Origin of the sequence: Methylocella sp. (assembly GCF_041905455.1) — a bacterium.
Classification (GTDB): domain Bacteria; phylum Pseudomonadota; class Alphaproteobacteria; order Rhizobiales; family Beijerinckiaceae; genus Methylocapsa.
On sequence record NZ_JAYRLA010000009.1, the window covers coordinates 40,749 to 66,553 of the forward strand.

The 25,805-nt window shown below is 69.9% G+C and carries 29 protein-coding genes and 1 tRNA gene; 13 read left to right on the forward strand and 17 right to left on the reverse strand.

The features are described from left to right. Positions 1–6 precede the first annotated feature (6 nt). Together ACE3OG_RS09350 and ACE3OG_RS09355 are read right to left on the reverse strand one after the other, a co-directional pair. Positions 7–564, reverse strand: a complete 558-nt coding sequence (locus ACE3OG_RS09350) for a sigma-70 family RNA polymerase sigma factor (RefSeq protein ID WP_374308130.1) — start codon at positions 562–564, stop codon at positions 7–9. Positions 565–653: 89 nt separating this feature from the next. Next, complete coding sequence (locus ACE3OG_RS09355; protein ID WP_374307912.1) at positions 654–926, reverse strand: NepR family anti-sigma factor; 273 nt, start codon at positions 924–926, stop codon at positions 654–656. 232 nt (positions 927–1,158) lie between these two features. Between ACE3OG_RS09355 and ACE3OG_RS09360 the strand changes: the two genes are divergently transcribed. After that, the gene (locus ACE3OG_RS09360) at positions 1,159–1,980 is read left to right on the forward strand and encodes a response regulator (protein ID WP_374307914.1); all 822 of its coding nucleotides are present in this window, start codon (positions 1,159–1,161) and stop codon (positions 1,978–1,980) included. Between the two features lie 79 nt (positions 1,981–2,059). Here the strand turns inward: ACE3OG_RS09360 and ACE3OG_RS09365 are convergent, their stop codons facing one another. From ACE3OG_RS09365 to ACE3OG_RS09385, 5 genes are all read right to left on the reverse strand, one after another. After that, positions 2,060–2,659, reverse strand: coding sequence for a hypothetical protein (locus ACE3OG_RS09365; RefSeq protein WP_374307916.1), 600 nt, complete (start codon positions 2,657–2,659; stop codon positions 2,060–2,062). A gap of 38 nt (positions 2,660–2,697) precedes the next feature. Further along, the gene (locus tag ACE3OG_RS09370) at positions 2,698–3,015 is read right to left on the reverse strand and encodes a YqjD family protein (RefSeq protein ID WP_374307917.1); all 318 of its coding nucleotides are present in this window, start codon (positions 3,013–3,015) and stop codon (positions 2,698–2,700) included. Positions 3,016–3,100: 85 nt separating this feature from the next. Beyond that, on the reverse strand, positions 3,101–3,262 hold the full coding sequence (locus tag ACE3OG_RS09375) for a DUF3309 family protein (RefSeq protein WP_374307919.1): 162 nt from the start codon (positions 3,260–3,262) through the stop codon (positions 3,101–3,103). 87 nt (positions 3,263–3,349) lie between these two features. After that, positions 3,350–3,577, reverse strand: coding sequence for a hypothetical protein (locus ACE3OG_RS09380; RefSeq protein WP_374307921.1), 228 nt, complete (start codon positions 3,575–3,577; stop codon positions 3,350–3,352). A 71-nt stretch (positions 3,578–3,648) separates the two neighbouring features. Then, positions 3,649–4,884, reverse strand: coding sequence for a penicillin-binding protein activator (locus ACE3OG_RS09385; protein ID WP_374307923.1), 1,236 nt, complete (start codon positions 4,882–4,884; stop codon positions 3,649–3,651). A gap of 219 nt (positions 4,885–5,103) precedes the next feature. On the opposite strand from ACE3OG_RS09385, the gene rsmI reads away from it, so the two are divergent. The 6 genes from rsmI to nadC all read left to right on the forward strand — a co-directional run bounded on the left by rsmI (position 5,104) and on the right by nadC (position 11,110). Further along, positions 5,104–6,039 carry a 16S rRNA (cytidine(1402)-2'-O)-methyltransferase gene (rsmI, locus tag ACE3OG_RS09390; RefSeq protein WP_374307924.1) on the forward strand — a complete coding sequence of 312 codons (936 nt, stop codon included), beginning with the start codon at positions 5,104–5,106 and terminating at the stop codon, positions 6,037–6,039. 4 nt (positions 6,040–6,043) lie between these two features. Further along, positions 6,044–6,418: a YraN family protein gene (locus ACE3OG_RS09395; RefSeq protein WP_374307926.1), complete on the forward strand. Its 375-nt coding sequence runs from the start codon at positions 6,044–6,046 to the stop codon at positions 6,416–6,418. A gap of 152 nt (positions 6,419–6,570) precedes the next feature. Then, complete coding sequence (locus ACE3OG_RS09400) at positions 6,571–7,539, forward strand: hypothetical protein (RefSeq protein ID WP_374307928.1); 969 nt, start codon at positions 6,571–6,573, stop codon at positions 7,537–7,539. A 59-nt stretch (positions 7,540–7,598) separates the two neighbouring features. Then, positions 7,599–8,639 carry a quinolinate synthase NadA gene (nadA, locus tag ACE3OG_RS09405; protein ID WP_374307930.1) on the forward strand — a complete coding sequence of 347 codons (1,041 nt, stop codon included), beginning with the start codon at positions 7,599–7,601 and terminating at the stop codon, positions 8,637–8,639. 6 nt (positions 8,640–8,645) lie between these two features. After that, positions 8,646–10,211, forward strand: a complete 1,566-nt coding sequence (locus ACE3OG_RS09410) for an L-aspartate oxidase (RefSeq protein ID WP_374307932.1) — start codon at positions 8,646–8,648, stop codon at positions 10,209–10,211. A gap of 23 nt (positions 10,212–10,234) precedes the next feature. Continuing rightward, on the forward strand, positions 10,235–11,110 hold the full coding sequence (nadC, locus tag ACE3OG_RS09415) for a carboxylating nicotinate-nucleotide diphosphorylase (RefSeq protein ID WP_374307934.1): 876 nt from the start codon (positions 10,235–10,237) through the stop codon (positions 11,108–11,110). Here nadC and ACE3OG_RS09420 read toward each other — a convergent pair. Further along, positions 11,098–11,379 carry a hypothetical protein gene (locus ACE3OG_RS09420; protein ID WP_374307936.1) on the reverse strand — a complete coding sequence of 94 codons (282 nt, stop codon included), beginning with the start codon at positions 11,377–11,379 and terminating at the stop codon, positions 11,098–11,100. The genes nadC and ACE3OG_RS09420 overlap by 13 nt on opposite strands. 78 nt (positions 11,380–11,457) lie before the next feature. Next, on the reverse strand, positions 11,458–13,245 hold the full coding sequence (locus tag ACE3OG_RS09425; RefSeq protein WP_374307937.1) for an AMP-binding protein: 1,788 nt from the start codon (positions 13,243–13,245) through the stop codon (positions 11,458–11,460). A 154-nt stretch (positions 13,246–13,399) separates the two neighbouring features. On the opposite strand from ACE3OG_RS09425, the gene ACE3OG_RS09430 reads away from it, so the two are divergent. The 4 genes from ACE3OG_RS09430 (at position 13,400) to ACE3OG_RS09445 (ending at position 17,079) form a co-directional block, all read left to right on the forward strand. Then, complete coding sequence (locus tag ACE3OG_RS09430; protein ID WP_374307939.1) at positions 13,400–13,699, forward strand: hypothetical protein; 300 nt, start codon at positions 13,400–13,402, stop codon at positions 13,697–13,699. A gap of 54 nt (positions 13,700–13,753) precedes the next feature. Beyond that, positions 13,754–15,328, forward strand: a complete 1,575-nt coding sequence (locus ACE3OG_RS09435; RefSeq protein ID WP_374307941.1) for a glucan biosynthesis protein — start codon at positions 13,754–13,756, stop codon at positions 15,326–15,328. Positions 15,329–15,418: 90 nt separating this feature from the next. Then, positions 15,419–16,396, forward strand: a complete 978-nt coding sequence (locus ACE3OG_RS09440) for a magnesium transporter CorA family protein (protein ID WP_374307943.1) — start codon at positions 15,419–15,421, stop codon at positions 16,394–16,396. Positions 16,397–16,446: 50 nt separating this feature from the next. Then, entirely contained in the window at positions 16,447–17,079 is a 633-nt protein-coding gene (locus ACE3OG_RS09445; RefSeq protein ID WP_374308132.1) for an RluA family pseudouridine synthase, read from the forward strand. 6 nt (positions 17,080–17,085) lie between these two features. Here ACE3OG_RS09445 and ACE3OG_RS09450 read toward each other — a convergent pair whose 3' ends face one another. Together ACE3OG_RS09450 and ACE3OG_RS09455 are read right to left on the reverse strand one after the other, a co-directional pair. Then, the gene (locus tag ACE3OG_RS09450; protein WP_374307945.1) at positions 17,086–18,051 is read right to left on the reverse strand and encodes a tetratricopeptide repeat protein; all 966 of its coding nucleotides are present in this window, start codon (positions 18,049–18,051) and stop codon (positions 17,086–17,088) included. Next, the gene (locus ACE3OG_RS09455; protein ID WP_374307946.1) at positions 18,041–18,694 is read right to left on the reverse strand and encodes a thiamine phosphate synthase; all 654 of its coding nucleotides are present in this window, start codon (positions 18,692–18,694) and stop codon (positions 18,041–18,043) included. The genes ACE3OG_RS09450 and ACE3OG_RS09455 overlap by 11 nt, the downstream gene beginning before the upstream one ends. Before the next feature lie 157 nt (positions 18,695–18,851). Between ACE3OG_RS09455 and secB the strand changes: the two genes are divergently transcribed. Further along, complete coding sequence (secB, locus tag ACE3OG_RS09460) at positions 18,852–19,337, forward strand: protein-export chaperone SecB (RefSeq protein ID WP_374307948.1); 486 nt, start codon at positions 18,852–18,854, stop codon at positions 19,335–19,337. Positions 19,338–19,405: 68 nt separating this feature from the next. Here the strand turns inward: secB and cobT are convergent, their stop codons facing one another. The 3 genes from cobT to ACE3OG_RS09475 all read right to left on the reverse strand — a co-directional run bounded on the left by cobT (position 19,406) and on the right by ACE3OG_RS09475 (position 23,063). Next, entirely contained in the window at positions 19,406–21,319 is a 1,914-nt protein-coding gene (gene cobT / locus ACE3OG_RS09465; protein WP_374307950.1) for a cobaltochelatase subunit CobT, read from the reverse strand. 5 nt (positions 21,320–21,324) lie between these two features. Next, positions 21,325–22,326: a cobaltochelatase subunit CobS gene (gene cobS / locus ACE3OG_RS09470; protein WP_374307952.1), complete on the reverse strand. Its 1,002-nt coding sequence runs from the start codon at positions 22,324–22,326 to the stop codon at positions 21,325–21,327. Positions 22,327–22,475: 149 nt separating this feature from the next. Then, entirely contained in the window at positions 22,476–23,063 is a 588-nt protein-coding gene (locus tag ACE3OG_RS09475) for a J domain-containing protein (RefSeq protein ID WP_374307954.1), read from the reverse strand. A gap of 107 nt (positions 23,064–23,170) precedes the next feature. On the opposite strand from ACE3OG_RS09475, the gene ACE3OG_RS09480 reads away from it, so the two are divergent. Next, entirely contained in the window at positions 23,171–23,494 is a 324-nt protein-coding gene (locus tag ACE3OG_RS09480) for a BolA family protein (RefSeq protein WP_374307956.1), read from the forward strand. Positions 23,495–23,511: 17 nt separating this feature from the next. Here ACE3OG_RS09480 and ACE3OG_RS09485 read toward each other — a convergent pair. From ACE3OG_RS09485 to ACE3OG_RS09495, 3 genes are all read right to left on the reverse strand, one after another. After that, positions 23,512–23,587 (reverse strand) — tRNA-Ile (locus ACE3OG_RS09485). A gap of 74 nt (positions 23,588–23,661) precedes the next feature. Next, positions 23,662–24,228 carry an ActR/PrrA/RegA family redox response regulator transcription factor gene (locus ACE3OG_RS09490; protein ID WP_374307958.1) on the reverse strand — a complete coding sequence of 189 codons (567 nt, stop codon included), beginning with the start codon at positions 24,226–24,228 and terminating at the stop codon, positions 23,662–23,664. 111 nt (positions 24,229–24,339) lie between these two features. After that, on the reverse strand, positions 24,340–25,674 hold the full coding sequence (locus ACE3OG_RS09495; protein WP_374307960.1) for an ActS/PrrB/RegB family redox-sensitive histidine kinase: 1,335 nt from the start codon (positions 25,672–25,674) through the stop codon (positions 24,340–24,342). Positions 25,675–25,805: the final 131 nt, after the last annotated feature.

A 25,805-nucleotide genomic window follows, 5' to 3' on the forward strand; every position in this document is an offset into this window, starting at 1 on the left:
TCAGGCTCATTCGCCGCCGCCGCGCGAATAGCGCTGGCCGGCGAGAAGCGGATCGGTCGCCTGCCAGTCGCCGTCGTCGCCGAACTCGCTGGAGGAGCTGATCGAGAGCAGGTCGGCGAGACGGCTGCGCGCGCGGTTGACGCGGCTCTTCATGGTGCCGACGGCGCAGCCGCAGACGCCCGCCGCCTCCTCGTAGGAGAGGCCGGAGCCGCCGATCAGGATCAGCGCCTCGCGCTGGTCGGCCGGAAGGCGCTGCAGAGCCTCGCGGAAGTCCAGCATGTCCATGTGGCTGTTCTGCGCCGGGGCGGTCGCGAGCTTGCCGGCGATCGCGCCGTCGGAGTCCGCCACCTCGCGGCGGCGCTTGCGGTATTCGGAATAGTAGATGTTGCGCAGGATGGTGAAGAGCCACGCGCGCAGGTTGGTGCCCTCGACGAAGGAGCCGAGCTTGCTCCACGCCTTGACGAGGGTTTCCTGAACGAGGTCGTCGGCGCGGTCGAGGTTGCCGCAAAGCGACACGGCGAAGGCGCGAAGATTGGGGATCACGGCCAGCATGTCGGCCGTCATCTGCGCGCTGGCGACGGGCGGCGCCGGCGCGTCCGCCGGGTCGTCGTCTTCGAGCAGGTCTTTTTCGAGCAGGTCTTTCTGGTCGACGGTCACTGCGCGTCCTTCTTGCCTCTGGGCCCGGCCGTCTCGAGCTGCCGCAGCAGGTCGAAGAATCGGTCGGGCACCGGCTGTGCCAGCACGTCATTATAAGCCGTGCGCAGGCTGAGGCCGATCTGGTCGACGAGGCCTCTCGCCTCGTCGCAAGAGCCGCGGCCGAACGTGGAGGAAAAGCGCAGCGGGAGAATTTCGGCGTCTTCGAGCAGGGCCTCCGCCGCGCCGCCGCTTTTCGAGCGTTCAAGTCCGGATTTAGGCAGTTTCGTCACGATCTCAACCCTTGCTCGACCACATCCGGGCCTGTGCGCTCGCCGCGCGGCGTTTCGGGTCTGTGCCGCCCGCGCCGCCCGCCAAGCCTCGGCTGCCCAACGCGGCGGGGTCGCGAAGGTTCCTGACGCGGGAACCATTTCGGCGGCGCCGGCATTTCCGAAGAGCAACTGCTGCGGCGCAGTTTCGTCCGCGGCCGCCCGCAGCGCTCTCATCCGGTAGAGGCGTAGATTTATGTCGATATCCCAGGCGATCTCCTCGCATATTCCCTATCTGCGCCGGTTCTCCCGCGCGCTGACGGGATCGCAGGCGGGCGGAGATGCTTACGTGCTGGCGACGCTCGAGGCGATCGTCGCCGACCCGTCCGAATTCGAGGGCGCGGACGATGTCCGGACCGCCCTGTATCGTCTGTTCCTCAAGGTGTGGCGCTCGGCGCCGGTCAACGATCATGTCGACGACCTCGATTTCTCCGCCGACGAGCGCGGCGCGCATCGAAATCTCGAGGCGATCACGCTGCGTCCGCGCATCGCCTTCCTGCTCAGCTCGCTCGAAGGCTTCTCGACGGCCGAAACGGCGCAAGCGCTGGGCTGCACGGTCGAGGAGGCCGGCGCGCTCATCGACGCCGCCGGCAAGGAGATCGCCAACCAGATCCGCACCGACGTCGTGATCATCGAGGACGAGCCGTTCATCGCGCTCGACCTGCAGACCCTCGTCGAGGAGCAGGGCCATCGCGTGATCGCCGTCGCGCGCACGCACAGGGAGGCCGTGGAGGCGGTGGCTAGGGAGCGGCCCGGGCTCATCCTCGCCGACATCCAGCTCGCCGACGGAAGCTCGGGGCTCGAGGCCGTCAACGAAATCCTCGGCTCCTTCTCCGTGCCGGTGATCTTCATCACCGCCTATCCCGAGCGCTTCCTGACCGGCGCGCCGCCGGAGCCCGCCTTCCTCATCACCAAGCCCTTCGGCGTCGACAGCCTGAAGGCGGTGATCAGCCAGGCGCTGTTTTTCGACCGCAAGTCGCATCGCAAGGAGGAGCCGAAGTCGAGCGTGCCGGCCTGATCCAAAGGACCTCGCAGAAACGGAAAGGCCGGCGCGGGCGCCGGCCTTTTGTTTATGGCGGGAGCGCCGCAGCGCCCAATCAGAACAGCTTTCTCTTCGTCGTCATGGTGCGCCCGAGAAAGACTCCTGCGCCGACGGCGGCCAGAATCAGGGCGTAGGGCGGCAGGGTCTTGGCCACCTCGCCTCCCGCCTCGACCGCCTGCGCCTCCTTCTGCATGCCGGCCTCGCGCATGGCGCTGACGACCGGAGCGACGGCCGCGTCGATGTTGGCCGCGAACTGCGCCCGCGACGGCCGCGCCGAGGAGGAGCGGACGTCGAACAGGCGCGGCGCCTCGCCCGGCTGCGCGGCCGCCGCAGGCTTCGCGAAGGCGGCGACCCTGGGGGCGTCGGCCGCCGGCGGCGCGTCGACCGGATCGGCGCGCTTCGCGGGCTTGCGGAACGCCACGATGAAGAAGATCAACGCGAGAACCAGATAGACCGCCGCGACCGCTCCGGCCGCGACGATCGTGCTCGACACGCTTTCGAGATACAGAAACAGGTCTGCGGTCAGGAACGCCAAGGCGGCGATGACGCAGCCGACCGCCATGGCGACGAAGGCGAAGGACATGACGAGCCGGCCGAGCATGTCCTCGACCGGTTGCGCGGCCTCGCCGGCGAGACTTTTCAGATAGGCTTTCACGTGAGGACCTTCGCTTGGGCGCGGCGTTCGCGCCGGCGTCATTTGCCGCGGCTGATCAGTCCGATGACGAGGCCGGTCGCCAGCGCGATCAACACCGCCATGAGCGGGTTGCGCTCGATCGAGGCCTCGAGCTCGGCGCTCGCGTCGGACAGCTTGCCCTTGGCGTCCGAAGCGCCGTCGGAAAGCTTCTGCTTGGCGTTGTCCATGACGCCATACACTGTCTCGGACTTCGCGGCGGCTTCATTCTTGATGATCTGCGACACCGACGCCGTGAGCTTGGCGATGTCCTCGCGCAGCGCTGCGAGGTCGGCGGCGAAATCCTTGGAGGCTTCTTCGAGGGGGCGAGTGTCGATCATAAGTCGATCCATGCCTTTGCATGTAAGGGAGACGGGCGGGAGAATTTGCGCCGGGCCGCCTGCGGGCCGCCCGGCGCCGCGAGGCTTATACGCCGCCGCGCGTCAGGATGACGATAATAAGGATGACGACGATCACCCCTAGCACGCCGGACGGGCCGTAGCCCCAGCTTCGGCTGTAGCCCCAGGAGGGGAAAGCGCCGATCAGCATCAATATGAGAATGATCAGAAGAATGGTGGTGAGCGGCACGGACGCCCTCCATTTGTGTGCGGGATCGACCAGCAAACGGGCGGCCGGAAGTTTTGGTTCCGCGTCCGCCGGAGGTTGGATGCGCGCTCATACGCGCAGCGGCGGGGACTGCGGATCAGCCGGGTCGGGCGGAACGGGATCCGTGATCGGCGGCAGCGGCGCGTCGCCCGGAATCTCCGCCGGAATGGGCGCGGGATCGGGCGGGGGGATGTCGGGGCCTTTCGGCGGCTCCGGGATGTTGGGCGTCACGTCCGGCCCGGGAAAGGGGGGCGTCGGCGGCTGCGGCGCGGCGGGGGAAACGGCGAATGTCGTCAAGGCGCGGGCCTCCGTGTCGGGAGGAGCGCCAACTCGCCGGACGCGCGGGGGTTCCGGCGCTCAGGCGCTCCTCAGGTCGCGCCGGCGAAGGATTTGGGCGCCGGGCTGACCGGGGTCGTCGCGCCGGAGGCGATCTCGAGCACGGAAAGTCCCCGCTCGTTCGCGCCGTCCGGCTGGAAGCGGAACACGCCGTCGGCGCCGTTGAAGCCCGCGCGGTTGGTCAGCGTCGCCTCGGAATAGCGCTGGCCGCCCTGCGTGTGGGCGAGCGCCGCGGCGAGCGAGACCGCGTCATAGCCGAGCGTCGCGATGCGGGCCGGATCGGAGCCGTACTTGGCCTTGTAGCGGGTGATGAAGGCGTTGTAGCCGCCGTTTTCGGGGGCCGAGAACCAGGCGCCCTGCAGCGCGGGAAGCTTCAGCACGCGCGCGTCGTTCCATAGTCCGGTGCCGAGAATCTGCGCCTTCTTTCCGTTCACCCCGGCGGAGGTCAGGGCCTGCGAGACGGCCGGCATGGCGTCGGCCTGCTCGGGGATGAACAGGGCGTCGATCTGGTCGCCGAGCCCGGCGATCTTCGCCGCCGCCGCGTCGAGGGTCTGCGGCGTATAGTGCTCGATCGCCATGACCCGCATGTTGTTGCGCGCCGCGGCCTGCTGGAAGGCGGCCTCGGCGACGCGCCCGTAGTCGTTCTCGGGAACGAGGGCGGCGATCGACTTCTTGCCGCGCGAGGCGGCGTAGTCGATCACGCGGTCGACGTAGGTGTCGGGCAGGAACGACAGGAGGTAGACGCCGCCGCCGGCGGTCGAAGAGTCGGTCGAGAAGGCGATCACCGGCTTGCCGGCGCCGCGCGCGACGCGGCCGACCTCGCGCACGCTCGGGCTGAACAGCGGGCCGACGATCAGGTCCGCGCCCTCGCCCAGCGCCTCTTGCGCTGCGGCCCGCGCGCCGTCGGCGCTCGACCTGTCGTCCTTGACGATGAGGGTGATGTCGTCGGCGCCCGCCTCGGTCAGGGCGAGCTCGGCGGCGTTGCGCAACGAGGTTCCGACGACGCTCGGCGCGCCGGTCGATTGCGTCAGCGGCAGCACGAGGCCGACCTTGACCGGACCGGAGCCGATCTTTTCGCTTGGTGCCGCAGGCGCGGCGGGAGACGCTGGCGGCAATGGACTTTGGGCGACCGGCCCGACGGGCGCTCGCGCGAGCGGAGAGCCGCCGTTCGGACCGCAGGCGGCGAGGAGCGCGCACAGCCCGAGCGCGCCGCCAAGACGCGCGCCTGCACGGGCCGCCCGAGCCGCGAGGCGTCGCGAAGCCGTCATCGAGCCATACTCATGAGGCCGTCCACATCCAGTTCGCCAGGAGCCGGCCTCGCGCCGGCCCTGCGACAGTTTCAGTCATAAAATCGCGGCGGACGCAACCGATAGAGCATGCGGGCGCATTGCGCGATCCGCGACGCTGTTCTATAAACAGAACACACGATATGAAATAACGAACGACAGAACCGGCGTTCACCTAAATTCAGCGGCGCGAGGCGAACCATGGACATCGTCGGGACGGAACGCGGCGTCGAGGCCGTGGAGAAAGGCCGCGGCTCCGGCGCCTTCACCGCCTTCGGCCTGCGCGCCGAGGTCGAGCCCATCCGCAAGGGACTCCACGTCGTCGCGACGCCGATCGGCAATCTCGGCGACATCTCCTTCCGGGCGCTGTCGACCCTCGCCGCGGCAGACGCGGTGATCGCCGAAGACACGCGGGTGACGAAGACCCTGCTCGCCCATTACGGCATCGCCACGCCGCTCGTCGCCTATCACGAGCACAACGCCGCGGTCATGCGTCCGCACCTGCTCGCGCGCCTCGCGTCCGGCGCGGCGCTCGCGCTCGTCTCGGACGCCGGCACGCCGCTCGTCTCCGATCCGGGCTATCGGCTCGTCGCCGGGGCGCTGGCCCAGAACGTCGAGGTGATCTCCGTGCCCGGCGCCTCGGCCGTGCTCGCCGCCCTCGTCGTCGCCGGCCTGCCGACCGACCGCTTCTTCTTCGAGGGCTTCCTGCCGCCGAAATCGGCCGCGCGGCGCGAGCGCCTCTCCGCGCTTTCCGCCATTCCCGGAACGCTGGTGTTCTTCGAATCGCCGCGCCGCGTCGTCGAGATGGTCGCCGACCTCGCCGAGGCGCTCGGCCCGCGCGACGCCGCGCTCGCGCGCGAGCTGACCAAATATTATGAGACCGTGCGCCGCGCGCCGCTGCCCGAGCTCGCCGCCGCGCTGCAGGCGGAGGGGCCGCCGAAGGGCGAGATCGTCGTGCTCGTTGGTCCTCCGCAGGAGCGTGAGGCGCTCGACCCGGCCGAAATCGACGCGCGGCTCGGCGAGGCGCTCGAGACGCTGTCGGTCAAGGACGCGGCCGCCGCGGTGGCGGCGGCGACCGGAGAGCCGCGGCGCAAGATCTACGCGCGGGCGATCGAGCTCGCCGGACAGCGGCGCTAGGCCGATGCGCGACGCGGCGGCGCGCCGCCTTTCGTTGCGCCAGGGGCTCCTCGCCGAGCGGGCCGCGATCCTCTGGCTGCGCCTGAAATTCTACGCGATCCTCGACCGCCGCTTCGCCGTGAAGGGCGGCGAGATCGACGTCGTCGCGCGGCGGGGACGCACCATCGCCTTCGTCGAGGTCAAGGCGCGCGCCGAGCTCGAGGCCGCGCGGCTCTCGATCACGCCGCAGAAGCGGCGGCGGATCAACCGCGCCGTCCGCGCATGGCTCGCGGCCCATCCGGAGGCGGCGGCCATGACCCTGCGCGCCGACGCCGTCTATGTCGCGCCCTGGCGGCGGCCTCGCCACGCGCCGGCGGCGTTCGAGCTCGACCTCGGCTGAGGGCGTCGTCGCCGCGCCCGCTTCCGGCGTCCCGACGCCTCGTCGCCGGAAACCGCTGCCGCTTTTCCGGCGGATGCTCTAGAATTGCTCGAAATCGTCTTCGCCGCCGCCCGTCGGCGCGGGACGAGATCGGCCTCACCGGCTTTCACGGCATGTCGACCATTACGCAGGAAGAGCTTTTCTCGACGGAGCCCGATTCGCCCGCCGGCGCGGAGAACGGCGTCGCAGTCGACCTCATCGCGGTGATCGTCGCGGTCACGAGCGGCGACCCGCGCGTGCTCGTCATCGACCAGCGCGCCCTGCCGTCGGGCCCGTTCCAGGTCGGCCATCGCTCCCTGCAGTCGGGCCTGCGCGCCTGGGTCGAACATCAGACCCGCCTGCCGCTCGGCTATGTCGAGCAGCTCTACACCTTCGCCGACCGCGACCGCGGCGGCGCCGGCGGGCAGGCGATCTCGATCAGCTATCTCGGCCTGACGCGCGAGCAGCGCGCCGGCGGCGTCGCCGACGCCGCGTGGGGAAGCTGGTACGCCTATTTTCCGTGGGAGGATCGCCGCGACGGCGCCCCGGCGATGATCGCCGGCGTGCTCGAGCCGCATCTGCGCCGCTGGATCTTCTCGACGCGCGACGGCGGCCCGCGCGAGCGCAGGCGCCAGCGCGCCGCGATCGCCTTCGGACTCGACGATCGCCCGTGGAACGAGGAGCTGGTGCTGCAGCGCTACGAGCTTCTCTACGAGAGCGGCTTCATCGCCGAGGCGGGGTGCGACGCGGGCGAGCCGCCCGACGCGCGCGGCGGACGCTGGATGATCCTCGACCATCGCCGCATTCTGGCGACGGGGATCGCGCGCCTGCGCGCCAAGATCAAATATCACCCCGTGGTCTTCGAGCTGATGCCCGAGACGTTCACGCTGCTGCAGCTGCAGCGCTGCGTCGAGGCGCTCGCCGGGCGTCTTGTCCACAAGCAGAATTTCCGCCGCCTGATCGAGCAGCAAGAGCTGGTCGAGGAGACCGGCGAAGCGGCGCAGGACACCGGAGGACGGCCGGCCAAGCTGTTCCGCTTCCGCCGCGCCGTCGTCGCCGAGCGCGCCGTCGTCGGAACCAAGCTGCCGATTTCACGGGCTTGACAAAACTTATGCTCATCCCCAGCATATAGGGCAATAATGCTCAAGGGGAGTATAAGCCTATGGCTTCGCCGGCGGAGACTGCGCGCATCGATTCCCGCGGCGGCGCCGCGCTCGCTCTCAAGAGCCGTCCGGCGGCGCCCGCGTCGCGCGATCTCTATGCGCGGGTGAGCCACGCGATTCCCGCCGTCGAGTGGCCCGTATACGCCGCCGACATCGACGCCATCATGACGCTCAAGCGCCAGCGCAACGCCGTCGTGCTGGCGCACAACTACCAGACGCCGGAAATCTTCCATTGCGTCTCGGACATCGTCGGCGACAGCCTCGCCCTGGCGCGCGAGGCGATGAAGGTCGACGCCGACGTCATCGTGCTCGCCGGCGTGCATTTCATGGCCGAGACGGCGAAGCTGATGAATCCCGAGAAGACCGTGCTGATCCCCGACATGGCGGCCGGCTGCTCGCTCGCCGAATCGATCACGCCCGAGGACGTCCGCCGCCTGCGCGCCCGCCATCCGCGCGTCCCGGTCGTGACCTACGTCAACACCTCCGCGGCGGTGAAGGCCGAATCCGACGTGTGCTGCACCTCGGGCAACGCCAGGGAGGTGGTGGAGTCGCTCGGGGTTCCGCGCGTCATCATGATCCCGGACGAATATCTCGCCCGCAACGTCGCGGCGCAGACCGGCGTCGAGATCATTCCGTGGCGCGGGCGCTGCGAGGTGCACGAGCTGTTCACCGCGGCCGACGTGCGCGAGTTGCGCGAGGACTATCCGGGCGTCGTCGTGCTGGCGCATCCTGAATGCGCGCCCGAGGTCGTCGCCGAGGCGGATTTCTCCGGCTCGACCGCGGCCATGCAGGCCTATGTCGGACGCGAGCGGCCGGAGCGGCTGGTGCTGCTCACCGAATGCTCGATGAGCGACAACCTCGCCCTGCTGAACCCGAGCCTCGACTTCGTGCGGCCGTGCAACCTGTGCCCGCACATGAAGCGGATCTCGCTCAAGAACATTCGCCGCGCGCTCGAGAACATGGAGCACGAGGTGACGATCGACCCCACCGTCGCCGAGCGCGCGCGACTCTCCGTCGAGCGGATGCTCCAGGTCAAGTAAGCGCAAATGAGTGGCGAGCGCGCCGCCTTCTTTTCCTTCAGGACCAACGCGATGGACGCGACGGGCGCATGCATCATCATCGGCGCGGGCCTCGCCGGGCTCTCGACCGCGCTCGCGCTCGCGCCGGCGCCGGTCGTCCTCCTGAGCAAGGAGGCGCTGGGCGCGCAGGCCTCCAGCGTGCTGGCCCAGGGCGGCGTCGCGGCCAGCGTCGGCCCCGACGACGACGTCGAGCTGCATCTTTCCGACACGCTGAAGGCCGGCGACGGCCTCGTCGACGCTGAAGCCGCGCGAAAAATCCTTTCCGCCGCGCCGGCGGCGATCGAGCGTCTCGCGCGGCTCGGCGCGCCCTTCGACCGCGACGCCGCCGGCCGCCTGGCGCTCGGGCTCGAAGCCGCCCATTCGCGTCGCCGCATCGTCCACGCGGGCCATGATTCGAGCGGACGCGAGATCATGCGCGCCCTCATCGCCAAGGCGCGGGCGACGCCCTCGATCACGCTGCTCGAGAATGTCGAGGCGCTGCGCCTGATCGTCGAGGACGGCGCCGTCGCCGGCGTGCTCGCGCAGGGCGAAGGCGCGCCCTTCGCGATCGCCAGTAGCCGCGTCGTCGTCGCGACGGGCGGCGTCGGCGGCCTCTATCTGCACGGCACCAATCCGGTCGGCTCGTTCGGGCAGGGCCTCGCGCTCGCGGCGCGGGCGGGGGCGGAGATGGCCGACCTCGAATTCGTGCAGTTCCATCCGACCGCGCTCGACGGCCCGCAGTTCCCGCTGAAGCTCGTCAGCGAGACGGTTCGCGGCGAAGGCGCGATCCTGATCGACGACCGCGGGCGCAGGTTCATGGAGGGCGCGCCGGGCGCGGAGCTTGCGCCGCGCGACGTGGTGGCCCGCGCCGTGTTCCGCGAATTGTCGGCCGGGCGAAAAGTCTTCCTCGACGCGCGCGCCTCGGTCGGGACCGCCTTCGCGGAAAAATTTCCGGCGATCGCCGGCTTCTGCCTCGCCAACGGCGTCGACCCGGCGACGCAGCCGATTCCGATCCGCCCGGCGGCGCATTACCACATGGGCGGAATCAAGGTCGACCTCGACGGGAGGAGCTCGGTCGAGGGCCTGTGGGCCTGCGGCGAGGCCGCCTGCACCGGGCTGCACGGGGCGAACCGGCTCGCCAGCAACTCCCTGCTCGAGGCCGTCGTCTGCGGCGAGTTCGTCGCGCGCAGCGTCGCGGGGACGCCGGCCCGTCCGTCGCGCGCGTCGCTCGCCGCGCCCGGCCGCCCTCTCGCGCGCGACGCGGCGCCGGTGCGGGAAATCATGTCGCGGCACGTCGGCGTGCTGCGCGACGGCGCGGGGCTGCGCGAGGCGGCCGGCGCGCTGCTCGCCCTGTCGCGCGCCAACGAGCGCGCGAGCGATCCGGCGCTCGTCGCCCTGATGATCGCGGTGGCGGCGCTGCGTCGGGAGGAGAGCAGGGGAGCGCACGCCCGTCTCGATTACCCGGGCCAGGCCGCCGTCGCGCGCCGCGGCGCGCTGCGTCTCGACGAGGCGATCGAAGAGGCCGAGCGGCTGCCGGCCCGGCTCGTCGCCTGAACCCCGTGCGCGAGGGCAACCGCATGAATTTCGCGCCGTCGCTCGCGCCGCCGCACAGGCTCCTCCTCGAGCCGCTCGTGCGCAGCGCGCTCCTCGAGGATCTCGGCCGCGCCGGCGACGTCACCTCGGACGCCATCGCGCCGCCCGACGCGCGGGCGCGCGCCGTCCTCGCCGCGCGGCAGAAGGGGGTGATCGCCGGGCTCGAGCTCGCGCGCCTCGCCTTCGAGCTCGTCGATCCGCGCGTGAGCTTCATCGTCGAGCATGACGACGGCGCCCATGTCGCGGCGGGGGCGCGGCTCGCGACGCTGGAGGGGCCGGCGCGCGCCATCCTGACCGCCGAGCGCACGGCGCTCAATTTTCTCTCGCATCTCAGCGGGATCGCCACCGTCACGGCTTCGATCGTCGCCGCCGTGTCAGGCTCGAACGCCCGCGTCGTATGCACCCGCAAGACGACGCCGGGACTGCGCGCGGTCGAGAAATACGCCGTGCGCGCGGGCGGCGGCGCGAACCATCGCTTCGGCCTCGACGACGCGATGCTCATCAAGGACAATCATGTCGCGCTCGCCGGCTCGGTCGGGGAGGCGGTGCGGCGCGCCAAGGCGGCCGCCGGCCATCTTGTGAAAATCGAGCTCGAGGTCGACACGCTGGAGCAGCTCGCCGAGGCGCTCGACCAAGGCGTCGACGCCGTGCTGCTCGACAACATGACCCCTGACGCGCTGCGCGAGGCGGTGACGCTCATCGACGGACGGGCGATCTCGGAAGCTTCAGGACGCATCACGGCGCAGACCGCCGCGGCGGTGGCCGCGACGGGAGTCGACGTCATCTCGGTCGGCTGGCTGACGCACAGCGCGCCGATCCTCGACATCGGCCTCGATTTCGAGGCGGATCAGCCGGCCTGATCGAAGGCGACGCCGATCTGCGCCGGCGCGCAGGGCGTGTCCGAGCCGATCGGAAACATGGCGGCGTCGGCGGGCGCGCAGGCGCCGAGCCAATGGCTGGTCAGCGCGCTGCGCCCTTCGGTGAGGGCCATCGCCGAACCGAGGTCCTGAAGCGGGGCGGCGTAGACCGGCGCTTCGGCGCCCAGCGGAAATTCCGCGGCGCGCGCGACCGTCGCCGCGCCAAAGACCAGTCCCGACGCGACCAGCGCCTTCAAAGCCGTTGCGGCCATCTCGTCCTCCCCTGAAACCTGACGCGGCGCGAACGCGCCGGCGAACAGTCAACCCGGAGCTGCGCCGAAAGTTTCCACTCAAGCTCGACCGGCGCGCGGCGCAGGCGCCTCGCGCAGATCCTTGCGCAATATCTTGCCGACAGGGGATTTTGGCAACTGCTCGCGGAACTCGATCTGCTTCGGCGTCTTGTAGGCGGCGAGCCGCGTCTTGCAGAAGGCGCGCAGCGCCTCGGCGTCGAGGCTCCTGTCGTCGAGGACGACATAGGCCTTGACGGCCTCTCCGCTCAGCGGATCGGCCACTCCGACCACGGCGCATTCGCGCACGCCCGGATGGTCGCCGAGCGCAGCCTCGACCTCGTTCGGATAGACGTTGAATCCCGAGACGAGGATCATGTCCTTGCGGCGGTCGACGAGCGTGACGTAGCCTTCCTCGTCCATCGTGGCGATGTCGCCGGTGTAGAGCCAGCCGTCCTTGAGCGCGAGCGCCGTCTCCTCCGGCTGGCGCCAGTAGCCGGCCATGATCTGCGGCCCACGCACGATGAGCTCGCCGGGCTCGCCGGACGCCGCGTCCCGCCCGGCCGCGTCGACCACGCGCGCCTGCGTCCAGGGCAGGGGCACGCCGATCGTGCCCGGCTTCACGCGCAGCACGGGATTGAACGTGACCACGGGCGAGGCTTCGCTGAGCCCGTAGCCTTCGATCAGCGGCGTCAGCGTCACCCGCTCCCAGCGCTTGGCGACCGAATCCTGCAGCGCCATGCCTCCGGCGACGGAGAGGCGCAGGCTCTTTGGCGGCGCGTCGACGAACCAGCGCTCGTGCAGCAGGCCGTTGAACAGCGTGTTGACGCCGGTGACGAAGGAGATCGGCGCGCGGGCGAAGGCCTTGCGCAGGTTGGAGAGCGGACGCGGATTGGGAATGAGCACGTTGGCCGCGCCGCGGAAGAAGAAGCCCAGCATGTTCACCGTGAAGGCGAAGCAATGGTAGAGCGGCAGGACGGTCAGCACATGGTCGTCCTCGCGGATCGCCGAGCCGACGAAGCAGAGGAACTGGCTGACGTTCATGATGAGGTTGCGATGGCTCAGCATCGCCGCCTTGGCGATCCCGGTGGTGCCGCCGGTGTACTGCAGGCAGGCGGTCGAGTCCGGCGTGAGGCCGGCGACATAGGCGCGAAGGCTGACGCCGCGGGCGACGCGCCGCGCGCCCCTCGCCAGCGCCTCCGCGAACGGGATCGCGGGAAAGTCCGGCGTCGGGATCTCCTTGCGCAGACGCTTCTGCGCCCAGCCGACGAGGAGGCGCTCCGGCGCCGGAAACAGGCTCGCCGCCTGCGTCAGCACGATATGCGGCTTCACATGCGCCGCCTCGGGCCGGGCCAGCGCCTGCGCGAGCCTGTCGGCGAACATGTCGATGGCGACGACGACGTCGGGCGAGGAATCGCCAAGCGCGAAGGCCGTCTCGGCCGGAGTGTAGAGCGGATTGACGTTGACGAGCACGCAGCCGGCCTTGAACACGCCGAAGACGACGACCGGATAGGCGAGGCCGTTCGGCGCCTGCAGCGCGACGCGCGCGCCCTGACGCAGGCGAAGCTCTTCGCGCAGGAACGCGGCGAAGGTGTCGGACAGGCGGTCCACCTCGGCGAAGGAGAGGCGCCCGTTGAAGCCGTTCGGCAGGATCGTCCAGAAGGCCGTGGCGTTCGCGCGCCGCGCCGCGAGGTCGGCGGGCGCTTCGCCGAGCAGGCGGTAGCGCGGCGGGTCCGTCGCCGGCGGGACGCCGGAGGGATAGAATCTGGTCCAGGGCGCGGGAAAATCTCCAGACGCGAGATCTTCGGGGCGAATGTCTGCGGGCTGAAGATCGCCGCGCGTCGTAACCATAAGCGTCTCGCCTCGTCGCCGGTCCGCGAACCCGTCAATCAAGCGCGCCATCGCCCCGGCCTTGCCCGCCGCGCCCTTATGATATAGTGGCGAGGCCGGCTTGCCTACCGCCGTCCGGCGCGCTGGCGGGTCCCGCCCACTGGAGAGCTTCGACTTGGCGCAACCCGGGAGCACGGCGCAGCCGAAGACCGCGACCGGCGCGAACGCGCCGGCGCGCCCTGACGCCGAAAAGCCGCTCAATCTGCTTCACCTCTCGACCCTCGTCGCCGTCGCCGTCCTCGTCGGCACGGAGATGGTCGGCGCGTCCTGGGCGGCCGGATGGGCGATCGGCGGCCTGCTGCAGCTCGATCCCTGGGTCGGGCGCGCCTTCGAGATCGTGTTCACCCTTATCGGCTTCGTGCTTCTCTATTTCTTCATGCGCATCGCGATTCGCCACGAGCCGATCCGCGGCTGACTTGAGAAAGGCCGGCGCGGCGTCCAGACCACAATCCGACCGTTAGGACGAGACATGACGGCCTTCGACCGTAGAACGGTGCTCAAGGCGGCCGCCGCCCTTGGCTTCGGCGCCGCAGGCTTGAGCGAGGCGGCCGCGCTCGAAGGGCTGAAGCTCGGCCCTGCGCGGCCCTTCTCCTTTGATCTCCTCAAGGAGACGGCCAGGCGCATGGCCGGCGAGGCCTATGTCCCGCCGCCGCGGCCCGCGCCCGAGATCGTCGGCAAGATCGACTACGAGGCCTGGGGCAAGATCGCCTTCGATATGGACCACGCGCTGTTCGCCGACGGTCCCGGGCGCTTTCCGGTCAGCTTCTTCCATCTCGGCATGTTCTTCCAGAAGGCCGTCGAGATGAACGTCGTCGAGGGCGGACAGGCGCGCGAGATCGTCTACGACCAGAGCTATTTCTCGATGCCGGCCGATTCGCCGGCGCGCAAGCTGCCGCAGGGGGCCGGCTTCGCCGGCCTGCGCGTCCAGGAGCCGCGCGGCGGCGCGCTCGACTGGCGCAAGAACGACTGGGTCGCCTTCCTCGGCGCGGCCTATTTCCGCTCGATCGGCGCGCTGCGGCAGTACGGGCTCTCGGCGCGCGCCGTCGCCCTCGACGTCGCCGTCGCCGGCAAGCCGGAGGAGTTCCCGGACTTCACGAAGTTTTACATCGACGGGACCGGGACGGGCGATTCGATCACCATTTACGCGCTGCTCGACGGGCCCTCGATCGCCGGCGCGTGCCGTTTCGTGATGACGCGCGCCAAGGGCGTCACGATGGACGTCGAGCAGGCGCTGTTCCTGCGCGCCGACGTCGCGCGCTTCGGCCTCGCGCCGGTCACCTCGATGTACTGGTTCTCCGAAACGAAGAAGGAGACCGGGATCGACTGGCGCCCGGAAGTGCATGATTCGGACGGGCTCGCCATGTGGACGGGCGCGGGCGAGCATATCTGGCGCCCGCTCAACAACCCGCCGCGCATCATGGCCTCGGCTTTCGCGGACGAAAACCCGCGCGGCTTCGGCCTCCTGCAGCGCGACCGCAATTTCGACCACTACCTCGACGGCGTCCATTACGAGCGCCGCCCGAGCCTCTGGGTCGAGCCGCAGGGCCCGTGGGGCGCGGGCGCGGTCGAGCTGGTCGAGATCCCGACCGACGACGAGATTCACGACAACATCGTCGCCATGTGGACGCCGGCGCGCCCGGCCCGCGCGGGCTCGGACTTCAGCCTGAAATACCGGCTCCACTGGGAGGCGGACGAGCCCTTCCCGACCGATCTCGCGCGCTGCGTGGCGACGCGCCTCGGCAACGGCGGCCAGCCGGGCCAGCCGCGTCCCAAGGGCGTGCGCAAGTTCATGGTCGAGTTCTACGGCGGCCCGCTCAAGGATCTGCCGTTCGGCGTCAAGCCCGAGCCGGTGCTGTGGGCCTCGCGCGGAACCTTCTCCTACGTCTTCACCGAGGCGGTGCCGAACGACGAACCGGGCCTGTGGCGGGCGCAATTCGACCTCACCGCCGCGCCCGGCCCCGATCCGGTCGAGATGCGGCTGTTCCTGCGGGCGGGCGAACGCATCCTGAGCGAGACCTGGATTTTCCAGTATCACGTGTTCTGACCGCCGGGCGCCTCGTCGAAATGTCGCGGGCGGCTGGCATAATGAAGGGCGAAGCGCGGCGCCGCCGCGCGTCTGACGCGGAGCCGGCTCATGCTGACGTTGATCTCCACGGCTTCGCGCCGGACCTTCGACGCCGACCTCGACTCCGACGTCCTGCCCGAAGGCGTCAACTGGATCGACGCGTTCCGCCCCGATGAGCGCGAGGCCGCCTATCTCGAACGGGCCATGAAGATCGCCGTGCCGACCTATGCGCGGCTCTCGGAGATCGAGACCTCGAGCCGGCTGTACCGCGACAAGGACCATCTCTACATGAGCCTTCCGGCGATCGTGCGCCTCTCCAGCGGCTCGCCGCAGACCTCGCCGCTCGGCTTCGTGCTCAACAAGGACCTGCTGCTGACCATCCGCTACAAGCAGATGAAGGCCTGCGAGGACCTTCATTACGCGCAGCCGGTCAACAACCGCCGCGCGGCGGACGGGCCGAGCGCGCTCATCACCTTGCTCGAGGCGATCATCGACCGCGCCGCCGACGAGCTCGAGAAGATCCACGCCGAGCTCGACTCGCTGTCGGCCTCGGTGTTCGCCGACAACCAGTCGAAGGGGCCCGAGAAGACGACGGACGACCTTCGCCGCATCATCACCCGCGTCGGGCGGGCCGGCGACCTCACCTCGAAGATCGCCGACGTGCTGCTCGGCGTCGGCCGCATGGCGCCTTTCGTCGCGACCGAGGCGGCGGACTATCTCACCGCCGACGAGCGCGCCAAGATCAAGAGCCTGTCGCGCGACATCGCCTCTCTCAACGACTACGAGACGCGCCAGACCGACAAGATCCAGTTCCTGCTCGACGCGACGCTCGGGCTCACCGGCATCGAGCAGAACGTCATCTTCCGCATCCTCACCATCGTCTCGGTGATGGTCGGCCCGCCCACCGTCGTCGCCGGCGTCTACGGCATGAACTTCAAGTACATGCCCGAGCTCGAATGGCCGTTCGGCTACGCCTTCGGCCTCGCCATGGTGTTCGTCAGCGCGCTCATCCCGTTCATATGGTTCAAGAAGCGCGGCTGGCTTTGAGCGGCGACACGGCGGGCGGGATCATCGACCGGCTGCTTTATCGCGACGCGATGATGCTTGTCGTCGACAAGCCGGCCGGCCTGCCGGCGCATCGCGGCCCGAAGGGCGGGGCCAACCTCGAGGAGACGTTCGGCGCGCTGCGCTTCGGCCTGCCGCGCGATCCGGCGCTCGCCCACCGCCTCGACAGGGACACCTCCGGCTGCCTCGTGCTCGGCCGCCACCACAAGGCGCTCGAAAAGCTCGGCCTGCTGTTCAGGCAGGGGCGCGTCGGCAAGCGCTACGTGGCGCTCGTCGAGGGCGGCCCGGCGCAGGAGGAGGGGCTCATCGACCTGCCGCTCGCGCGCCTCGATCCCTCGCGCGGCTGGCGCATGAAGGCGGACCCCTCCGGCCGGCCCGCGCAGACGCGCTGGCGCGTGATCGGGCGGGGCGAGGGCGTCAGCCTGCTCGAGCTGTCGCCGCTGACCGGGCGCACGCATCAACTGCGCGTCCATTGCGCGGCGCTGGGCTTTCCGATCGTCGGCGATCCGGTCTATGGCGCGGCAGGCGCGCATCCGTTGCAGCTGCACGCCCGCAGCGTCGAAATCCCGCTCTACAAGAACAGGGACGCGGTCAAGGTCGAGGCGCCCGTCCCGCCGCACATGCGCGCGGCGCTCGCCGACTTCGGGCTCGAGGACGCGGTCTGACCCAAGTCACCGCCCGACGTGGCGGCGCACCGCCGCCTCGACCTGCTCCTTCTCCTTCGGCGAGAGCTTGGCGAGCTCGCCGTCGAGCCAGGCGTCCTTGATCCCCGCGGCGCGCGCGAGAATGTGCCATTTCATCGCCTCGACGGGATTGCGCGGCGCCCCGCGCCCGACCGTGAGGATGCGCGCGGCCCGGTTCTGCGCCACCGGATTGTCGCGCTCGGCGGCCTTCAGGAAGAGCCGCGCCGCCGCAGCCTCGTCCTTCGCAACGCCGACGCCGTTGAACAGCATGACGGCGTATTCGACCTGGCCCGCGAGGTTGTCGGCCTTCGCCGCGCGGCCCATCCAGTAGGCGGCGCGCTCGTCGCTTTTCTCGACGCCCGATCCGTTGCGGTAGAGGATCGCCAGCGCATAGGCGGCGTCGGGATCGCCGAGCTCGGCCGCCTTCTGGAAATCGGCGGCGGCGGTCGCGAAATCGGGAATGACCGGATTGGCCTCGATCGCCAGCACGCCGAGATTGTAGAGCGCGCCGGGATGGCCCTGCGCCGCGGCCTTCTCGAACAGCTTCGTCGCGCCGTCGCGGTCCTTCTCGACGCCGTCGCCGGTCAGCTTGGCGAGGCCGAGCTTGAAGGTCGCCTGCCGGTCGCCGCGCTCGCTCGCGAGTCTGTACCAGCGCGCGGCCTCCGCCGGATCGCGGCGCACGGCGAGCCCCTGCGCGTAGAGCTCACCGACGAGGGTCATCGCCGCGGCGTCGCCGTCGTCCGCGCTGATGCGCTTCATCGCTTCGGCGAGCGCCGTGACGTAATAGCCGCGCTGGTAGGCGCCGAAGGCGAGGTCGGGCGGCGCGGGTTTGGCCGCCGCCGCCTTCGCCGCGTCGGGAGTTTTGGCGTCAGAGGTCTTGGCTTCATCTTGCGCCTGCGCCGCGCCGGCGGCGAGGGCGAAGACCAGAGAGGCCGCGAGCCGCCTAGCGCGCATTCGCGTCGATCCTCGCCCGATGCGCCGTCTCCAGCGCCTCCCGCGCCTCGCAAAGCGCGGCCGCGCCCCCACGCGGATCGCCAAAGCAGGCTTCGCCGAGAGCGACGAACTCCGCGGCGGCGCAAACGAGCGGGCCGACCTCTTCGAGCCCGTGGGCGTAGCCGACGCAGGGCACGTTGAAGATCTGCGCCCACCAGGCGACCAGCTCGAGCGTGCGCCCGGGCTCGGGCGATTCGTCCGGTCCGCCGAACATCAGATAGTCGACGCCGGCCTCGCCCGCCGACATCGCGGCGTCGCGCGTCGCGAGGGGGCCGGCGCCGACGATGCGGTCGGGCTTCAGCGCCTTCAGCGCGGCTTCGAGGTCGCCGCCCGCCACATGGCACCCGTCGGCGCCGGCGCGCAGCGCGAGCTGCGGGTCGTCCGGAACGAGGGCGGCGACGCCCCTGGCCTGCGCCGCCCCGGCGAGCGCGCGCGCTATTCTTTGCGCGGCCCGAGGCTCGCGCGTATCGGGGCGGATGAGGAGGCAGGCGACGTCGCAGGCGTCAAGCGCTTCCGCGAGCCGCGGCGCGAAGCTTTCGGCGTCGGAAATCCTTGGGGTGACGAGAAAGAAACGGGGCGTGTCTTGGAGCGTGTCTTGCGTCATGGCCTGCGCGAAAAGCCGCCCGACGAGGGCGCGAGCGCTTCTATCGCACGATCGGACGGGAAATCATTGAGCTTTTTGGCCTCCGGCGGCGATATTGAAGCCGCCTTGTCGGACCTGGTGTTCCGTGCTACCGGGCGGACCCGAGGAGAACGAAATTATGGCGAACGGAAACGGAGCGGAGCCGGCCAACGACGCCGCCCCCGCGATCAATGCGATGGCGCAATACACCAAGGATTTCTCGTTCGAGAATCCCAATGCGCCGCGCTCGCTCGGGCCGCAGGAGAAGGCCCCGAACATCCAGATTCAGGTCAACGTCAACGCCAAGCAGGTCGGCGAGACTGATTTCGAGGTGGACATCCTCCTCGAAGGCTCCGCCAAGACCGAGGCCGACACGCTGTTCAAGTTCGAGCTTGATTACGCGGGCCTGTTCCGCCTCATCAACATTCCGCCGACCGACCAGCATCCGGTCGTGATGATCGAATGCCCGCGCCTGCTGTTCCCCTTCGCGCGGCAGATCATCGCCGACGCCGTGCGCGGCGGCGGCTTCCCGCCGCTCTATATCGACCCGATCGACTTCGCGGCGCTCTATCGCCAGCGCATGACCGAAATGGCCTCGCAGCAGGACGCGCCGACGACGGCGTGAGCGACGCCTCAATCAGGGAAAGCGAGGCGCCGCGGCCATGCCCGGCGCCTTTTTCATGCGGCGCCGCCTCAGCGCAGCGCCGCCGCCTTCTTCTTCGTCGCGCGCGCCGGCGTCGCCGTCTCGCTGAACAGCTCGGCGAGCTTCTCGGTCATCACGCCGCCAAGCTCCTCGGCGTCGACGATGGTCACCGCGCGGCGGTAATAGCGCGTCACGTCATGGCCGATGCCGATGGCGATTAGCTCGACGGGCGAGCGCGTCTCGATCTGCTCGATCATCCGGCGCAGGTGCTTCTCGAGATAGTTGCCGGGATTGACCGAGAGGGTCGAATCGTCCACCGGCGCGCCGTCCGAGATCATCATCAGAATCTTGCGCTGCTCGGGCCGCGCTAGAAGACGCTTGTGCGCCCAGTCGAGCGCCTCGCCGTCGATGTTCTCCTTGAGCAGCCCCTCGCGCATCATCAGGCCGAGATGCTTGCGCGCGCGCCGCCAGGGCGCGTCGGCGGCCTTGTAGATGATATGGCGCAGATCGTTGAGCCTGCCGGGCGCGGCCGGCTTGCCCGCCTGCAGCCATGCCTCGCGCGACTGGCCGCCCTTCCAGGCCCGCGTGGTGAAGCCCAGAATCTCGACCTTGACGCCGCAGCGCTCGAGCGTGCGGGCGAGAATGTCGGCGCAGGTCGCGGCCACGGTGATCGGACGCCCGCGCATCGAGCCGGAATTGTCGATGAGCAGCGTGACCACCGTGTCGCGAAAGTCGGCGTCCTTCTCCATCTTGAAGGACAGCGGCTGCTGCGGGTCGACGATCACGCGCGGCAGGCGCGCGGGATCGAGAATCCCTTCCTCGCGGTCGAACTCCCATGAGCGGCTCTGCTGCGCCATCAGCCGGCGCTGCAGCCGGTTGGCGAGCCGGGCGACGACCGACGAAAGATTGTGCAGCTGCTTGTCGAGAAAGGCGCGCAGCCGCTCGAGCTCTTCGGGGTCGCAGAGCTCCTCGGCCGAGACGATCTCGTCGAAACGCTTGGTGAAGGCCTTGTACTCCGGGGCGCGCTGATCGGCGCGCAGCGGCGGGGGCGGGCGGCGCGGATCGGCCGCCTGCTCGGAGTCGGAGAAATCGGCCTCCTCCTCGAACTCGCCGGTCGGCGCCTCGGCGGCGTCGGCGTCGGCTTCCTCGAGCGCGTCGGCGTCCGCCTCGCTCTTCTCGAGCTCGCGCGCGTCGCCCTGCTCCTCGCGCCGGTCCTTCTCGCCTTCGACGTCGGCGTCGCCCTCGTCGGCCTCGTCGGTCGTCTCGTCCTCGTCGTCGGGATTTTCGTCGAGGCTCGCCTCGTCGAGCAATTCGAGCGAGGTCAGGAGCTTGTGGACGCCATGGCTGAACGCCCGCTGGTCTTCGACGTCGCGCAGGAGGCCGTCGAGCGCGGCGCCGGCCTTCTCCTCGATCAACGGGCGCCACAGCTCGACGAGGCGCGCGCCGTTGCGGCCGGGCTTGCGGCCGGTGAGCCGCTCGCGCACGATCAGCGACAGCGCCTCCTCGATCGGCGCGTCGGCGCGGGTCTCGGCGTCGGCGTAGCGGGCGCGCCGGAAGCGGTCGTCGAGCATGGCGTCGATATTGTCGCCGACGCCCTCCATGCGGCGCGAGCCGACCGCCTCGACGCGGGCCTGCTCCACCGCGTCGAACGCCGAACGCGCGGCGGCGGCCTGCGGCGACAGGCGCCGGTGCAGCTCGACGTTGTGGCAGGCGAGGCGCAGGGCCATGGCGTCGGCGCAGCCGCGCAGCACGGCGGCCTCGCGTGCGTCGAGCTTGCGCGGCGGCTCGGGCAGGCGCGCCTTGGCGCCGGCGCCGGACCTGATGAGGCTCGGCCGTTCGGGCGCGAACGAGACTTCGAGGCCCGGCGTGCGCGCCATGGCGCGCATGCAGGAGGCGACGGCGCGCTTGAACGGCTCTTGCAGCGCCTGCGCCTTCTGCTGCGGCTTCTGGTTTGAGCCGGACATTCGCCTTACGTCATCGCCACGTTGACGGCGCTCTCGGGAAGCTCCTTGCCGAAGCAGCGCTGGTAGAATTCGGCGACGAGCGAGCGCTCGAGCTCGTCGCATTTGTTGAGGAAGGTCACGCGGAAGGCGAAGCCGACGTCGCCGAAGATGTCGGCGTTCTCCGCCCAGGTGATGACCGTGCGCGGGCTCATCACGGTCGAGAGGTCGCCGGCGACGAAGGCGTTGCGTGTCAGATCCGCGACGCGCACCATCCTGCCGATCTGGTCGCGCCCCTCCTTGGTCTTCTGGAACTTCTTGACCTTGGCCAGCACGATGTCGACCTCTTTGTCGTGCGGCAGGTAGTTCAGCGTGGCGACGATCGACCAGCGGTCCATCTGGCCCTGGTTGATCTGCTGCGTGCCGTGATAGAGGCCGGAGGTGTCGCCAAGGCCGATGGTGTTCGTGGTCGAGAACAGGCGGAAGGCGGGATGCGGCCGGATCACCCGGCTCTGGTCGAGCAGGGTGAGGCGGCCCGAGACCTCCAGCACGCGCTGGATCACGAACATCACGTCCGGGCGCCCGGCGTCATATTCGTCGAAGCACAGCGCGATGTTGTTCTGCAGCGCCCAGGGCAGGATGCCGTCCTTGAACTCGGTGACCTGCTGTCCGTCCTTGAGGACGATGGCGTCCTTGCCGACGAGGTCGACGCGCGAGACGTGGCTGTCGAGGTTGATGCGCACGCAGGGCCAGTTGAGGCGGGCGGCGACCTGCTCGATATGGGTCGACTTGCCGGTGCCGTGATAGCCGGTGACCATCACGCGGCGGTTGTGCGCGAAGCCGGCGAGGATGGCGAGCGTCGTGTCGCGGTCGAACAGATAGTCGGGATCGAGGTCGGGCACATGCGGATCGGCCGTCGAGTAGGCCGGCGCCTCCATGTCGGTGTCGACGCCGAACGCCTGCCGGACGGAGATCTTCATGTCCGGCATGCCGGCGACGGGCGCGCCGTCCTCGAGCGTTGCGCTTTGCATTCTTCCTCCGTCGCGGCCGCGCCGCCTTCCTCTGGCCGCACCGGCCCCGCTCGCCGCCGGCGTCGCGCCGACCGGATCGGGCGCGGCCTCAGGCGCGCGTCCCCCGTCCGGCGGCCGATCGCCCTTTTGCGGCCGAAACGCCCGTCGCGTCAACGCAGCCGCGCCGAGCTGAGATATTTATAGGCGCGGATGATCTCGCGCAGCCTGTCCTCGTTCGACCGGTCGCCGCCGTTGGCGTCCGGGTGCAAACGCTTGACCAGATCCTTGTAGCGCGCCTTGACGGCGTCGGCGTCGGCGCCTTCGTCGAGCCCGAGCGTATCGAGCGCGCGCAGGGCGGCCGCGCCGAGGCGGGGCCGCTCCGGCTGCGACCGCGCGGCGCGGAAACGCGGGCCTTCTCCTGCCGGATCGAATCCGTCGTCGGCGCGAAAGCTGCGGCCGCCGCGCAGGGCGCCCATGGTCCAGGTCGGGCGATGGCCGGTCAGCGCGTCGCGCTGGTAGAGGGCGACGTCCTCGGCGCTCATGCCCGTGAAATAATTGTAGCCTGCGTTGTATTCACGCACATGGTCGAGGCAGAAGCAGAAATACTGCCCCTCGCGCAGCCGGCCCATCGGCGCGCGGTGAAGACCTGCGGCCGCGCAGCCGGGAAAGTCGCAGCGCGGCTGTCCGGGCCCCGCCTCTTCCTCCTTCGCTTCGCGCCTGACCCTGATGCGGTCGAAGATGCGGGAATTCAAATCCATGGCCGTCGCATTATGAGGTTCTTTGGAGTGGCCGCAAGCAGGGGCGCGGGGTAAACTCGCGCTACGGACAAACGTGAGCGCCGCCTTGGACGGCGCGGGAGTCGGACATGAGCAAACTTCAGCGCGCGCCGGCGGAGGAAGGTCCCGCAGCCGCCTCGATCAGGGCGAAGCTCGAGGCGGCGTTCGCTCCCGATTCCGTGGAGGTGATTGACGAATCGCACAAGCACGCCGGCCATGCGCATGTCATGGCGCATCGGCCCGGACACGCCGGCCAGACGGGCGCCACCCATTTCAAGGTCAAGGTGGTCTCGCAGGCCTTCTCCGGCAAGAGCCGGGTCGACCGCCACCGCGCGGTCAACGCCGCGCTGGCGCAGGAGCTCGACAACGGGGTTCATGCGCTGGCCATCGACGCGCGCGCGCCGGGGGAATAGGGACGCCGCGAAGGCGCTGGTGGGCCGGGCAGGACTCGAACCTGCAACCAGACCGTTATGAGCGGCCGGCTCTAACCATTGAGCTACCGGCCCGGAGCGTGGATTTTCCTCGCGCCGGAAGCCGCATTAGGCATGATTCTTCGCAAGGCGCAACGCGGCCGCGCGGCTCAGCGCGGCGCGCGTTTGGCCAAAATCCGCTGCAGCGTGCGCCGATGCATGTTGAGGCGCCTCGCCGTCTCCGAGACGTTGCGCCCGCACAATTCATAGACGCGCTGGATGTGCTCCCAGCGCACCCGGTCGGCTGACATCGGATTTTCCGGCAGCTCGGCCTTGTCGTGCTGGATCGCCATCAGCGCGTTGTAGATCTCGTCGGCGTCCGCGGGCTTGGCGAGATAGTCGAAGGCGCCTGATTTCACCGCCGTGACGGCGGTGACGATGTTGCCGTAGCCGGTCAGGATCACGCCGCGCGCCTCGGGACGCTTGGCCTTGAGCTCGGCGATCACGTCGAGGCCGTTGCCGTCGCCGAGCCGCATGTCGATCACCGCGAAGGCCGGCGGGTCGCTGGCGATCGCGGCGAGCCCCTCGGCGACCGAATCGGCGCTGCGGACCGTGAAGCCGCGGCTTTCCATGGCGCGCGTCAGGCGAGTGAGGAAAGGCTTGTCGTCGTCGACGATGAGAAGGCTGCGGTCGCCCTCGGGGACGTCCGCCGGAGCGCTTGCGCTGTCCTCGTCCATCGCCCCCGAAGCTCCTTGGTTGAGTATCCGGCCGAAGCCGCCGGGCGCGACATTAGTGCGTCCACGCGCGATCGCCAACCTCGCCTGCGACAGGATGCGCGTCGGCGCGGGTCAGGCGCCGGACCCCTCCGGCGGGCGCGGACGCGTCCCGCGCTCGAAAGCCTGGCGTCTCCACTCGACGCTGATGCGCGCGCCCGTCTCGGGCGGAGGCGCGTTCTGCGCGACGACGGTCGCGCCGGAGCGCTCGAGCAGCGTCTTGGCGATGAACAGGCCGAGGCCGAGCCCGGATCCGTCTTCCGTCTTGGCGCGCCGGTCGGTCTTCGTCGTCACATAGGGCGCGCCGATGCGGCTCGCCACCTCCGGCGAGAAGCCGGGGCCGTCGTCCTCGATGACGATGCGCGCGTTCCAGGCGTCCCAGCTCGCCTGGATGCGCACTTCCGCAGCCGCGAAGTCGATCGCGTTCTCGATGAGATTGCCGAGGCCGTAAAGGACGCCGGGGTTGCGCCGTAGGACCGGCTCGCGCCCCTCGCCGGCGGTTCTGATCGAGATATTGACGCCGAAGTCGCGTTGCGGCGCCACCACCTCCTCGAGCATGACCGTCATGGTCATCTCGTCAAGGACATTGCCTTCGTCGTCGCCGAGCGAGGTGAGCTTGCCGAGGATGCCCCGGCAACGGGCGACCTCCTGCGACAGCACCGCGACGTCGTCGGCGAGCACGCTTCCCGACGGCGCCTGCCGCTCGAGGTCCTTGACGATCAGCGTGATCGTGGCGAGAGGCGTGCCGAGCTCATGCGCCGCCGCGGCGGCGAGGCCGTCGAGCTGGGTCAGGTGCTGCTCGCGCGCGAGCACCAGCTCGGTCGCGTTCAGCGCGTCGGCGAGCTCGCTCATCTCGAGCGCGACGAGCCATGCGTAGACGGCGATGAAGGCCGCGCTGACGACATGCGCGACCCAGACGCCCGCGGAGTAGACGAACGGAAGCGTGAAGGTCTCCCCGGGCCGCCAGGGCAGGGGATAGTGGTCGAGGGTGAGGAAAGTCGCGGCGAGGATGGCGAAGGTGGTGAGGGCGGCCGTCGTCTTGCCGGACAGCGACATCGCGGACACCATGATCGGCGCGAGGAACAGCATGGAGAACGGATTCTCCATGCCGCCGGTCAGGAACAGGAGGGCCGTGAGCTGCGCGATGTCGTAGGCGAGGACCGCCGCCGCCGGCTTCTCGTTCAGGCGGTCGACGCGCCCGTAACGCACGCGCAGGGCGACGTTGAGAATCGCCGACAGCGCGATGATGGCGAGGCAGGACGCGAGCGGCAGGGAGAAGCCGAGCCCGAACGCGGTGAACAGGACCGCGGCGGCCTGGCCGCTCAGCGCCAGCCAGCGCAGCCGCACGAGCGTGTCGACGTGGAGGCGGCCCCGCACGCCGCCGCGCCCCAGATCGAAATCGCGGATCATCGGCCGTCCTCGCGATCCGTTCCCTGACGCAAGGCGCTATGACGAGGGTCGTAGTTGATGATTTCCGGCGGCACGCGCGTTCCGATTGCGTTTGACGAAGGCTCCTAGAGCTTAGCGCTTAAGCTCGGACG

Coding starts and splice junctions, on each gene's coding strand:
- ACE3OG_RS09435 (WP_374307941.1), top strand. CDS start 13,754: ATGACGGCCTTCGACCGTAGAACGGTGCTCAAGGCGGCCGCCGCCCTT.
- rsmI (WP_374307924.1), top strand. CDS start 5,104: ATGGACATCGTCGGGACGGAACGCGGCGTCGAGGCCGTGGAGAAAGGC.
- ACE3OG_RS09395 (WP_374307926.1), top strand. CDS start 6,044: ATGCGCGACGCGGCGGCGCGCCGCCTTTCGTTGCGCCAGGGGCTCCTC.
- ACE3OG_RS09385 (WP_374307923.1), bottom strand. CDS start 4,884: ATGACGGCTTCGCGACGCCTCGCGGCTCGGGCGGCCCGTGCAGGCGCG.
- ACE3OG_RS09440 (WP_374307943.1), top strand. CDS start 15,419: ATGCTGACGTTGATCTCCACGGCTTCGCGCCGGACCTTCGACGCCGAC.
- ACE3OG_RS09350 (WP_374308130.1), bottom strand. CDS start 564: ATGACGGCCGACATGCTGGCCGTGATCCCCAATCTTCGCGCCTTCGCC.
- ACE3OG_RS09420 (WP_374307936.1), bottom strand. CDS start 11,379: ATGGCCGCAACGGCTTTGAAGGCGCTGGTCGCGTCGGGACTGGTCTTT.
- ACE3OG_RS09370 (WP_374307917.1), bottom strand. CDS start 3,015: ATGATCGACACTCGCCCCCTCGAAGAAGCCTCCAAGGATTTCGCCGCC.
- ACE3OG_RS09360 (WP_374307914.1), top strand. CDS start 1,159: ATGTCGATATCCCAGGCGATCTCCTCGCATATTCCCTATCTGCGCCGG.
- nadA (WP_374307930.1), top strand. CDS start 7,599: ATGGCTTCGCCGGCGGAGACTGCGCGCATCGATTCCCGCGGCGGCGCC.
- cobS (WP_374307952.1), bottom strand. CDS start 22,326: ATGCAAAGCGCAACGCTCGAGGACGGCGCGCCCGTCGCCGGCATGCCG.
- secB (WP_374307948.1), top strand. CDS start 18,852: ATGGCGAACGGAAACGGAGCGGAGCCGGCCAACGACGCCGCCCCCGCG.
- ACE3OG_RS09455 (WP_374307946.1), bottom strand. CDS start 18,694: ATGACGCAAGACACGCTCCAAGACACGCCCCGTTTCTTTCTCGTCACC.
- nadC (WP_374307934.1), top strand. CDS start 10,235: ATGAATTTCGCGCCGTCGCTCGCGCCGCCGCACAGGCTCCTCCTCGAG.
- cobT (WP_374307950.1), bottom strand. CDS start 21,319: ATGTCCGGCTCAAACCAGAAGCCGCAGCAGAAGGCGCAGGCGCTGCAA.
- ACE3OG_RS09475 (WP_374307954.1), bottom strand. CDS start 23,063: ATGGATTTGAATTCCCGCATCTTCGACCGCATCAGGGTCAGGCGCGAA.
- ACE3OG_RS09450 (WP_374307945.1), bottom strand. CDS start 18,051: ATGCGCGCTAGGCGGCTCGCGGCCTCTCTGGTCTTCGCCCTCGCCGCC.
- ACE3OG_RS09445 (WP_374308132.1), top strand. CDS start 16,447: ATGATGCTTGTCGTCGACAAGCCGGCCGGCCTGCCGGCGCATCGCGGC.
- ACE3OG_RS09495 (WP_374307960.1), bottom strand. CDS start 25,674: ATGATCCGCGATTTCGATCTGGGGCGCGGCGGCGTGCGGGGCCGCCTC.
- ACE3OG_RS09480 (WP_374307956.1), top strand. CDS start 23,171: ATGAGCAAACTTCAGCGCGCGCCGGCGGAGGAAGGTCCCGCAGCCGCC.
- ACE3OG_RS09490 (WP_374307958.1), bottom strand. CDS start 24,228: ATGGACGAGGACAGCGCAAGCGCTCCGGCGGACGTCCCCGAGGGCGAC.
- ACE3OG_RS09400 (WP_374307928.1), top strand. CDS start 6,571: ATGTCGACCATTACGCAGGAAGAGCTTTTCTCGACGGAGCCCGATTCG.
- ACE3OG_RS09410 (WP_374307932.1), top strand. CDS start 8,646: ATGAGTGGCGAGCGCGCCGCCTTCTTTTCCTTCAGGACCAACGCGATG.
- ACE3OG_RS09425 (WP_374307937.1), bottom strand. CDS start 13,245: ATGGTTACGACGCGCGGCGATCTTCAGCCCGCAGACATTCGCCCCGAA.